The sequence below is a fragment of the Rhizobacter sp. P1_G5 genome (genome assembly GCF_056405435.1).
Window position 1 is genome coordinate 1 of sequence record NZ_JBFUCB010000142.1, and the last position, 11,339, is coordinate 11,339.

An 11,339-nucleotide genomic window follows, 5' to 3' on the forward strand; every position below is an offset into this window, starting at 1 on the left:
GCGCGGGAGCGGTTGAAGGCCCTTCACGCCGCCCACCACCCCCGCGGCTGACGCTACTTCACGATCACCAGGTACATGCTGATGCCCGCGTTGTTCAGCGGCCCCAGCGTCACCGTGCCGGCGTTGAGGCGCTTCCTGAAGATGCTGAACGCGCGGGTCGTGCCGCCCTCCGAGGTCGTCAGGTCGGTCCCGGTGTCGACCCAGCTGCTGTCGACCCACGACGGCAACGCGCCGCGGTTGTCGAACGCCAGGTAGACATCGGCCGCCGCGCTCAGCGAAAAGCTCGCGAGCGGCGTGCCGGTGTACGACTTCGACGCGTTGGCGGTGCGCACCCAGCGGCCGCCGGCCACCGCGACCGGCAGGCTGGCCACGGTGAACGTGCGGTCGCCATAGACGGTGTTGCCGACCTGCAGGTTGGACTGCACCGACCAGGCCGCCGAGTTGGCGCCATCGGACACCGCCAGGTTGCCGATCGTCGCGACCGGCGGCGTCGTGCCGCAGCCCGTCACGCGCGCGCCGCCCCAGTCCGCGTGGTCGTTGCCGACGCCGTCGCCCCCATCGGTGACCACCAGCCGCAGCGTGTTCTTGCCGGCCACGCTGACCAGCGCCTTCTTGCGGATCTCGCCACCGCGCGTGACGCCGCTGTCGTAGGCCARCACGCCGTCCAGCCAGACCTGGAACACCACCGAGCCGTTGTTGCCGGCCTCGCCGTCGACGCCCAGGTCGCTCAGGAAGCTGCCGCTGCAGCTGCCGTTCAGCGCAAAGCTGATGTCCGACGGTGCATGCACCCCCAGCCCCTTCAGGTACGGCACCGACGCGAGCGTGATCGTCCGGCCGTCGGCCGCGCCCTGCTCGCCGTTGCTGCGGTCGACCTCGTACGGCCCCCAGCCGTTGGCGGGCGTGCCCACCACCGGCAGCTGGCTGACAGGCGTGCGCGGAATGATGTCGCGCGTCGCGGTCGCGGTGGCGCCGGACGAATCGCGCACCGTCAGCGTGATGCGCAGCCACATGTTGGCCTCGGTCGCCTCGAAGTCCGGCACCGTGAAGCTGCCGCTCGATGCGCCGCTGACCGGCGTCACGAACGAGTGCGCATGCGAGTCGTGCTGGAAATCGACCTTCCAGGTGAACGCGCTCGCCGGCAGCGTGCCGTCTTCCGGGTCGCTGCCGCTGCCGAAGTACGAGACCACGTCGCCGGTCGCGAAGCCCGCGCCGGCCGCCGGCGTCAGGATGGTCGCGGTCGGCGAGCGGTTGGTCGTGACCGTCAGCGTCGCCGCGTTCGACGTGACGCTGCCCGACGCGTTGGTGACCACCGCACGGAAGCTCGCGCCGGTGTCGTTGACCGTCGTCGTCGCGAGCGTGTAGCTGCTGGCAGTGGCGCCCGGGATGTTGGCGCCGTTGCGCTGCCACTGGTAGCTGGTCGCGCCATCGGCGCCGACGCTGAAGGTCGCCGCCGTGCCGACGTACACCGTGATGCTCTGCGGCTGCGCGGTGATGGCCGGGGCCTGGCTGCCGGTGTAGCTGATCTTGCTGACGGTGCCCGCGCCCGGCGCCGGCGTGCCGGTGCCCTGGTTGCGCGCCAGGTAGTACAGCGCGCCGCTCGGCGACACGCCGATGTTGGTCGGGTTGCCGATGCCGCTCGCGAAGTTGTTGATCACCGTCGGCGACGCGAGGCTCAGCGACTTGATGGTGCCGTTGCAGAAATCGGCGAAGAACAGCTGGCCCACGTAGCTCGCGGGGAAGCGGGCGGTGGCCGGGTTGTAGAACTGCGTGCCGGTGATCGAGCAGCCCACCGAGTGCGAGTAGGCGTAGATCGGGTTGATGTAAGAGGCATTGCTGCCGGTGCCCTCGACCGCCGGCCAGCCGTAGTTGCCGCCGGCCTGGCCGCGGTTGATCTCCTCCCAGCTGCCCTGGCCGACATCGCCGATCACGATCGCGCCGGTAGTCGGCTGGATGTCCAGCACGAACGGGTTGCGGAAGCCGAGCATGTAGTTGGCCTTGTATGCGCTCGCGTTGTTGAAGAACGGGTTGTCCGACGGGATGGTGCCGTCGGCGTTGATGCGCAGCACCTTGCCGAAGGCGCTCGCGAGGTTCTGCGAGTTCGAGGTGGCGACCGGCTGCGGGTTGTCCTCGTGGTTGCCGACCGCGACGTACAGCTTGCCGTCGGTGCCGAAGCGCATCGCGCCGCCCATGTGCCACTTGGTCGCGCTCGGGATGTCGGGCAGCTCGAAGACCACGCGTTCGCTGCCGGCCACCACGGTGTCGGCTGCCTCGGTGACGCGGATCACGCGGTTGCGCGAAACGCTGCCGACCACCGTCGAGCAGTAGAAGTAGACGTAGTGGTTGGTCGCGAACGCGGGATCGGGCACCACGCCCAGGCAGCCGCGCTCGTTGCTCGAGTCGACGTTGGCGAAGGCGTGGAAGTTGGCCGCCAGCATCGCGTCGTTCTTGATGATGCGCACGATGCCGTTCTGCTGCACCACCAGCACGCGGCCATCGGGCATCACCGCCATCGAGGTCGGGCTGGTGAGGCCGGTGGCAACCTGGGCGTCGACGAAGCCGGTCGGCACGCTGGCCGCCAGCGCGGGGCCGGCGAGCAGTGCACCGGCCGCGAGGGCGCCGCACAGGCGGCGCAGTCGGGTGAGAAGCTTCATGGGTTGCTCCCTGAGGTTCACTTGACGATGACGGTGTACATGCTCACGCCGGTGTTGTTCAGCGGCCCGAGCGAGACCGTCCCGGCCGGGAAGTTCTTGCGGTACAGCACGAAGGTGCGCCCCGGCGACTCGCTGTTGACGATCTGCAGCCCCGAGTTGGTCCAGCCGCTCATCCACGACGGCGCGCCCGTGCGGTTGTCGATGCCCACGTACACGTCGGCCGCCTGGCTGATCGTGAAGCTGGCCAGCGTCGCGCCGGTGTAGGCGCGCGACAGGTTGGCGCTGCGGATCCACGCCGATCCGGCCAGCGCTGCCGGCACGCTGGTGACGGTGTAGGTGCGGTCGCCGTACTGCAGGTTGCCGGCCTGCAGGTTCGACACCAGCGCCCAGCCGCCGGCGTTCGCGGTGTCGTTCACCGACAGGTTGCTCAGCACCACGCCGGCCGCGCCGTCGGTGCTGTCGTCGATCTGCAGCAGGTAGCTCACCAGCTGCTGGCGCTGCGCCGCCGTCAGGCTGCTGGCCGCGCCGTGCAGGCCGGCCGGGTTGGCGGTGGTCAGCACGTCCATCAGCGTCGCGGCCGAGCCGTCGTGCAGGTACGGCGCGCTGTCCCACACGCCGCGCAGCGTCGGCGTGTCGATGCCGGTCAGCGGGCCGCCCAGGCGCTTGCCCGACGAGGCCTTGATCGTGCCCACGTCATGCAGCACCCCGGTCGCGCTGTCGGTGAAATCGGCGCCCGAGTGGCAGCTGCTGCACTGGCCGGCGCCCTTGAAGATCGCCTGGCCGGCCACGCCGTCGGGCGTGAGCGTGCCGTCGGCATTGCGGTACGGGCTCGGGCCCACGGTGGCGAGCGAGCTCACGTAGGCCGCCAGCGCATCGAGCTCGGCGCTGACACCCGCCTTCGGGTTGCCGAGCGGCTGGTTGCGCGTGCCGGTGTTGAACTGCGCATCGGTCATGAAGCCGGTGCCGCCGAACGCGTTGCGGATGTCGTGCTCGAAGTCCTGGATCTCGTCGAAGTTCGCGCTCCAGTGCACCCGGCCCTGGCCGGTGCCGCGGCGCCCGTTCAGCACCGTGGTGTTGCGCAGGCCCTCGCCGCGGTCGGTGAAGTCCATCACGCGGCCGTCGTGCCCGCCGTCCTGGTGGCAGGTCGCGCACGAGATGTACTTGTCGCGGTTCATGCGCCGGTCGTCGGCGTTGTAGAAGAGCTGCTTGCCCTGGAACACCTGCGCCGGCAGCGGCTCGGACGAGACCGCCGCCACGTCGGTGATCTTGCTCGCGACGTTGCTGGTCGCGTTCAGGATGCCATTCACGTCGTACACGCCGACGTTGCGCGACATGAAGTTCTGCACGTACAGCCGCCCGTTCGGCGTCAGCAGCAGGCCGCGCGGCGCCCGGCCGACGTTGACGATGCCGGTGCTGAGCTGCCGCGTGTAGGCATCGACCACCTCGATCTGGTTGGTGCCCTGCGTCGAGACGAAGGCGTAGTCGCCGAGCGGGCTGAAGACCACCGCGTTCGCGAGCTCGCGGTCGTTCAGGTCGATGCGGTCGGCCAGCACCTCGGCATTGGTGTCGAGCGCGATCTGCGAGACGATGGTGCGCACCGTGCTCTCGAAGGTGAGCGCCTGGCCGTCGCGGAAGCTGCCGCGCAGCGTGTTGTCCTTCTTCGACGGGATCCAGGCGCGCTGGCCGTCGGGCTGGATCGCGATCGAGGTCAGGAAGTTCGGCACGCCGCGGCCGCTCGCCTCGGTGTCGGGGCCGGGGTCGGTCGCGAGCGCGAAGGTGCGGGTGACGGCCGTCAGCGCCGCGTTCACCTCGATCACCTCGCCGCGCGTGGCCGGCGAGAGGTAGCGGGTGACGAGCACGCGCGACGAATCGCCGCTCACCGCGATGCCGCGCGGCACCGCGCCGAGCGACAGCGTGGCCTGCACCGCGCCGGTGGTCGGGTGCAGCTTGACGACGCCCTGCGAGCCCGACAGCGACACGTAGGCGGCGGTGCCGGCAGGGTTGAAGACGATGCCGAACGGCCGCGAGCCGTTGCCGAGCGCGATCGATTGCACCAGGCCGCCGCTCGCCGGGTCGAGGATGCTGATGTCGCCCGAGCCGAAGTTGGCGACCCACAACCGGCCGTCCGGCGCGAACGCGAGCGTTTGCGGATTGGTGCCGACGCCGACCTCCAGCGCCCGCGTGTTGTTCGCGGTGTTGATCGCGCTGACGGTATTGCTGTCGGAGTTGACGACCCAGACGCGGCTGCGGCCGGCGTCGTACGCGATGGTGCCGGTGCTGCGCGGCGCGTTGGCGGTGGGCGGCGTGTGGATGGTCTGGTTGGCCGAGCAGGTGCTGGTCTGCGTGCCGCTGCGCACCGACAGGATCACCGGGTAGTGGCGCGGCGCGGTGTAGGTATGGGTGGCCGACGGCGTGGTCGAGAAGGCGGTGCTGCTGCCGTCACCGAAGCTCCACGAGTACTGCAGGCTGGCGCCGCTGGTGGACGCGGGTGCGAACGACTGGCTGCTGTTGACCAGGGCGGCCGTGCGCGGCGCGAGCGTGCAGGCCACGGCCGCGCTGCCGGCGGTCGTGAAGCGCGACGTAAACGCGGCGATCGCGTTGCCGTTGTCGTCCTTCATGCCGCCGGCGGGCACCACCACCTCGTAGGTGGTGCCGGGGAAGAGCGGCGCGTCGGGCGCGAAGTTCAGCACGCCGGACTGCCCGCTGTAGCGCCCGGGCAGGGCCGAGCCGCCGAGCGGGCGCACGATGAAGCTGGTGGCCGAGACGGTGCGCAGGTCGATGTGCGCGGTGGTGGTCAGGCCGATGCGGCTCGTCACCGGCATGCTGGCCGCGTTGTTCTTCGGCGAGACCATGTTGACACTCGGCGTCTGCGTCCACGGTGCCGCCTGGTGCGGCACGATCGCGCTGCCCGAGCCGTGGTCGTTGCCGATCAGCACCAGGTTGCCGAACACGGTGCCGAAGTCTTCGTCGCGGCCGGAGATGTTGGAGGTGCCGGTGCCGGCGGTCGCGCCGGTGGCGAGGTCGACCTTCGAGTACTTGACCGAGAAGCCGGAGTGCGCGTAGCCGCCCTGCACCGAGACGTAGCCGCCCTTGCCGCCCTGGTCGGCCGACACCGCGGTCTGCGTGAAGACGGCCGGGTTGCTGATGTCGAACACATGCAGCTTGTTGTCGGTGCCGGAGGTGATGATGCGCTCGCCGTTGAGGATGCCGCTGTACTGGCCGGGCGTGGTCGAGCTGGAGCCGATCAGGCGCGGGTTGACGGGATCGCTGATGTCGAGCGTCACCAGGCCGGCGCCGTCGGTGCTGGTCATCGCCAGCAGGTTGCCGACCGCGAAGGTCGGGCCGACGCGGAAGCCGCCCCAGGTGCTGGTCGGGATGGTCTTCACGTAGACCGGGTTGCGCGGATCGGCGGCGTTGACGATCAGCAGGCCGTTGCCCGAGCCGCCGACGTAGACGTAGGGCGCCTGCCAGAACGCCCACCAGGCGCCGAGCGCGTAGTCGGACTCCTGGATGCCGGGCAGCACCAGCTGGCTCAGCTGCACCGGCGCGAGCGGGTTCGTGAAGTCCCAGAACATGATGCCGTTGATGGTCTGCATCACCGCATGCTTGCCGCCGTTGGCGAAGCCGAAGCCGTGCGGCTCGCGCAGTGCGGTCACGTCGGTCTGCGACACCTTCACCGGCGAGCGCGGGTTGGAGATGTCGTAGAACGAGAAGCCGCCGCCCGACACGCCGGAGTCCTTGCCGAACGGCACGAACAGGTAGCCCTCGACCATCTGCACGGTGCCCTCGCCGCGCGCGCTGCCGCCGACGGCGCTGTGGATGACGGACAGCGGCTGGAAGACCTCGGAGGCGCTGTAGGTGAGGTTGGGCAGGCCCGGCCCGGCGGCGCTGGCGGTGCCGGCCGCGCACAGCGTGGCGGCGATCGGCAGCGTCCGGACGACACGAAGAATGCGCGCAGCCCAACGCGCGCGCCGAAGGTGCTTGAACATCGTTTGTCTCCATCAGTGGCCGCGCGCCGGTGGTCCGGTGCTGCGGATGCTGCGCAGAACGCCTGTTGAATGAACGTTCTACACAACAATATCAAAGAACATTTGTTCTTATATCAGCCATGGGGAGGGGTGTCAATCGGGGTCGGGATCAGGGACGCGGCCGGGCGCCCTTCGCACCCTTCCCCGCCTCCGCCAGCTGATGCCCCGCCCCCACCACCAGCGCCTGCGACAGGCACAGCGGCGCCACCAGCGAGCGGAACGGGCGGTCGGAGGCAAGGCCGAGCTCGAAGCACACCGTTGCCGACGGCTTCAGCGGCGACARCGCGCTGTCGGTGATCGCGATCACGCGCACGCCGCGTGCATGCACCGACGCAGCAGCATCGACGACCTCCTGCGAATAGCTGTGGAAGCTGGTCGCGATCAGCACCTCACCGCGCTCCAGGTTGCGCAGCGATTCCTGCAGCATGCCGCCCACGCCGTCGAGCAGGTGCACCCGCAGGTCGAGCTGGCTCAGCGCATAAGCCAGGTAGCAGGCGACCGGGAAGGCGCGCCGCTGCGCCAGCACATGCACGCGCGGTGCCGCGCACACCAGCTTGATCGCGGCCGTGAGGTCGGCCGCGCGCACGCTCTCTTCGAGCTGGCCGAGCTCGGACACCGCTTCGCCGACGAACTGGCTCAGCAGCCCCGCCCCCTTGGTCGCCGGCTGCCCCTGGCGGCGCTGCCGGTCGATGCGCTCGCGGTAGCTGCTCGAGCGCTCGACCAGGTGCCCGCGGAACACCTGCTGCATCTCGGAGAAGCCCTTGAACTCCAGCGCATTCGCGAAGCGGATCAGCGACGAGGGCTGCACCTTCGCCGATTCGGCCACCGCCGCCACCGTGCCCAGCGCCAACTCGTTCGGCTGGTCCAGCGCATAGCGCGCAATGCGTTGCAGCTGCTGCGGCAGCTCAGGGTAGGCCTGCTCGATGGCAGCCTTCAATTCGTCGTAACTGGTGGCCCGGGTCATCCATGAAACTTATCATGAACAAACGTTCTTTCTGATCCCACGCAACCACAATCATTCGACGCTCACTGCGTTGCCGTCAGACCGCCGTCCAGGTACAGCACCTGCCCTGTCACGAAGGCCGCCCCGGGCCCGCAGAAGAACACCGCGGCGCCCGCCACGTCCTGCGGCTCGGCGACACGCCCGAGCGGAATGCGCTGCAGGATGTGCTCGCGCGTCGCCGGGTTGTTCAGCCAGTGCGCGCCCATCTCGCCGCGCACCACCGTCGGCGCGATGCCGTTCACCGTGATGCCGTGCGCCGACAGCTCCACCGCATGCTGCTTGATCAGCATCACCAGCGCACCCTTGGTCGCGCAGTACGCCGAGTAGCCCCTGTCGCGCATGCCCAGTTGCGCGCGCACCGACAGCAGGTGCAGCTGCCGCCCCGGCGCCCGGCCGGCCGCGACGGCCTCGACCTGGTGCCGCCCTGCCGCCTGGGCAAGGAACATCGCCGCCTTCAGGTTGACCTGCACGACTTCGTCGAACGCGTCCTCGGTGACCTCGGCCAACCGCTCCTCGCGCTGGATGCCGATGCAGTTGACCAGCAGGTCGAGCGCGCCGAAATGCCGCGCCACCGCATCGACCGAATCGCGCACGCTGTCGACCGAGTGCGCGTCCATCGCGAGGCCCAGCACGTCGCCGCCCTGCGCGCGCAGCGACGCGGCGAGGCTCTCGGCCTTGTCCGCACTGCGCCCCGAGACCGCGACGCGCGCGCCGGCCCCCACCAGCGCGCGCGCGATCGCCTCGCCGATCCCCCCATAGCCACCCGGCACGTAGGCCACGCGCCCCTGCAGGCCGAACAGGTCGGCCAGCGTCCCGCCGTTCGATGTCGTCGTCATCGCGTCAGTCCATCAACAGGCCGCCGTTTTGATCGAGCACCTCGCCGGTGATGAACCCCGACAGCGGCGACGCGAGAAAGCTCACCGCATGTGCAAACTCCTCSGGCTCGCMGAAGCGGCCGACCGGGATCTGCTGCAGCAGCGCCTGCCGCTGCGCGTCGTTCAGCTGCTCGGTCACCATCGGCGTGCGCACATAGGCCGGCGCGATCGCGTTCGCGGTGACGCCATGCGCCGCCAGCTCGCGCGCCAGCGAGAAGGTCAGCGCACTCATCGCGCCCTTCGACACCGAATACGCCGTACCCGCCGTCAGCCCGCCGGTCTTCGCGGCCAGCGAGCTGGTGTTGATGATGCGGCCCCAGCGCCGCGCCTTCATCGCCGGCACCACCGCCTGCGACCACAGCATCGCGCCGTCGAGGTTGGCGCCGAGCACGCGGTGCCATTCGGCGAGCGACGTGGCCTCGATCTTGTTGTTCGACAGCACGCCGGCGTTGTTGACCAGGATGTCGACCTCGCCGAAGCGCTCGCGCACCTGCTGGTGCGCGGCCGCCACCGACTCGGCCTGCGAGATGTCGCAGGCCACCGCCAGCACCTGCTCGCCGTGGCGCGCCACCAGCGCATCCATCGAGCCGAGCGCGATGTCGATCATCGCGACGCGGCAGCCGTCCTGCCGCAGCGCCTCCACCACCGCGCGGCCCATCGTGCCGCCGGCACCGGTGACCAGTGCGACCTTGCCTTCGAGAGTTGCCTTCATGGGTTCTTTCATGTGTCGAGCACGCTCTTCTTTCCAAACAGCCCGCGCGAACGGAACGTGACGACGCCGATGAACAGCAGGTACATCGACATCAGCGACCATTCGGAGGCATACGCCCCCGTGAGACCGGTGACCAGCCCGACCAGCAGCCCGGCGATCACCGCGCCCCACAGCGAGCCGACGCCGCCGAGCACGATGATCAGGAAGGCCGGCACCACCGCATCGACACCCACCTGCGGCCGGATGCCCCAGATCGGCGCCATCACGACGCCGGCCAGCGCCGCCAGTGCGACACCCAGCGCGAACACCGCCGAGCGCAGCCGCGACAGGTTGATGCCGAGCGCACGCACCATCTCGCTGTCGTGCGCGCCGGCCTTGATGATCGCGCCGTACGGCGTGCGCTCCAGGAACAGCCACAGCGCCGCGATCGCGAGGATCGCGAAGCCGCTCGCGAACACACGGTAGCGCGAATAGATCAGGTCGCCCATCAGGAACGCCCCCGAGATCGCCTGCGGCAGCGGCATCTGCTGCTCGTTGCTGCCCCACACCAGGCGGATCAGCTCCTCGATCAGCAGCGCCGCGCCGAAGGTGAGCAGCAGCCCGTACAGCGGGTCGCGCCCGTAGGTGCGGCGCAGGCAGGCTTCGAGCACCAGCCCGACCAGCCCGACCACCAAGGGCGCCGCGAACAGCGCGATGCCGTAGCGCGTGCCCAGCGGCAGCGCCATGTAGGCCGCCTGCGCCTCGGGAAACCAGCCGAGCCTGGGCGCCAGCAGGAACAGCGCGACGTACATCCCGAGCGCGAACAGCGAGCCGTGCGCCAGGTTGATGGTTTCCATCACGCCGACGATCAGCATGAAGCCGAGCGCGATCAGCGCGAACAGCAGGCCCAGCGTGATGCCGTTGGCCAGGTGGGGAACGAGTGAGAGCAGCGTGTCCATGGTCTTTCGCGGTTCAGGTTTCGTACGAAGGCGTTGCCGCCAGCGGTTCGAGCTTGCAGGCGGGCGCGCTCTCGGCGTCCTGCACCTCTTCGGGCCGGATGCGCGCGAGGATGCGGAACAGGTCGTCGGGCTGGGTCGGCATCGAGTTGTAGGCGGCGACGTACACCGTCTGCTGCAGCTGGTGGGTGTGCGGGTTCATCCACGCGTCGAAATGCTGCATGCGCTCGGCGGCCGGCACGCGCAGGTTCTCCAGCTCGGCGATCAGCTTCAGGTTGTTTGTCGTGCCGGTGCGCTGGATCGCGCGCAGCAGTTCGCGCGTGGCCATGTAGCCGTTGAAGAACACGTTGCCGGGCACCTTCAGCCGGTATTCCGGATGGGCCTGGCGGTAGCGCGCGACGAACTCCGGCACGCCGGCCAGCCCGAGCCGCCAGTACCAGGTTGTGCCGAAGATGCCGAACAGCGCCTGCCGGCCGAGGCCGTAGACGTCCGGCCAGTCCTGCTGGTTGTTGATCCAGCCGACGCTGCGGTCCATGCCGGCTTCCTGGACCTGCTGGCGCAGCGTCTTCTGGTCGTCGCCGCCCACCGCGGTGGCCACCACGCCGGGGTTCAGCCGGCGCAGCCTGGCCAGCACCGGCGCGAAATCGCGCGTGCCCTGCGGCACCAGCAGTTCCTCGACGATCTGCCCGCCGTTGCCCTCGACGATGCGGCGGATGCCCTTGGCGGTGTTGTGGCCCCACAGGTAGTCGCTGGTCACCAGCGCCCACTGGCGGCCGAAACCGGTCATCGCGCCCTTCACCACCGAGGTCGAGAAGTTGGTGCCGTTGGCGTCCCAGACGAACTTGACGCGGTGGCATTCGGCACCGGCCTCGCTGGGCGAGCTGGAGTTGCTGTTGAAGTAGATGCAGCCGTACTTCTGCGCCACGCGCGACATCGCGCTCGCGACGCCCGAATGCACGCCGCCGATCAGGAACGCCACCTCCTGCTGGCGGATCATCTTCTCGGCCACGGCGACCGCGACCACCGGGTCGCCCGCGGTGTTCTCGTGCACCGTCTCGATGCGCCGGCCCAGCACGCCGCCGCGCTCGTTGAACTCGGCGATCGCCATGCGCATGCCGAGCTGCTCGTCCTGCCC

General features: G+C 69.7%; 7 protein-coding genes. All 7 read right to left on the reverse strand.

What is annotated here, in order from left to right:
- Window positions 1-53 precede the first annotated feature (53 nt).
- Window positions 54-2,651, reverse strand: a complete 2,598-nt coding sequence (locus tag AC1D12_RS12595) for a PQQ-dependent sugar dehydrogenase (RefSeq protein ID WP_477840721.1) — start codon at window positions 2,649-2,651, stop codon at window positions 54-56.
- Window positions 2,652-2,668: 17 nt separating this feature from the next.
- Entirely contained in the window at window positions 2,669-6,640 is a 3,972-nt protein-coding gene (locus AC1D12_RS12600) for an Ig-like domain-containing protein (RefSeq protein WP_477840723.1), read from the reverse strand.
- 148 nt (window positions 6,641-6,788) lie between these two features.
- Entirely contained in the window at window positions 6,789-7,643 is an 855-nt protein-coding gene (locus tag AC1D12_RS12605; RefSeq protein WP_477840725.1) for a MurR/RpiR family transcriptional regulator, read from the reverse strand.
- Window positions 7,644-7,705: 62 nt separating this feature from the next.
- Window positions 7,706-8,518: an SDR family NAD(P)-dependent oxidoreductase gene (locus tag AC1D12_RS12610; protein ID WP_477840727.1), complete on the reverse strand. Its 813-nt coding sequence runs from the start codon at window positions 8,516-8,518 to the stop codon at window positions 7,706-7,708.
- A gap of 4 nt (window positions 8,519-8,522) precedes the next feature.
- Window positions 8,523-9,269, reverse strand: a complete 747-nt coding sequence (locus AC1D12_RS12615; protein WP_477840729.1) for an SDR family NAD(P)-dependent oxidoreductase — start codon at window positions 9,267-9,269, stop codon at window positions 8,523-8,525.
- A gap of 8 nt (window positions 9,270-9,277) precedes the next feature.
- Window positions 9,278-10,207: a branched-chain amino acid ABC transporter permease gene (locus AC1D12_RS12620; RefSeq protein WP_047506173.1), complete on the reverse strand. Its 930-nt coding sequence runs from the start codon at window positions 10,205-10,207 to the stop codon at window positions 9,278-9,280.
- Window positions 10,208-10,220: 13 nt separating this feature from the next.
- A partial coding sequence (locus AC1D12_RS12625; RefSeq protein ID WP_477840731.1) for an ABC transporter substrate-binding protein occupies window positions 10,221-11,339 on the reverse strand: 1,119 nt, incomplete at its 5' end.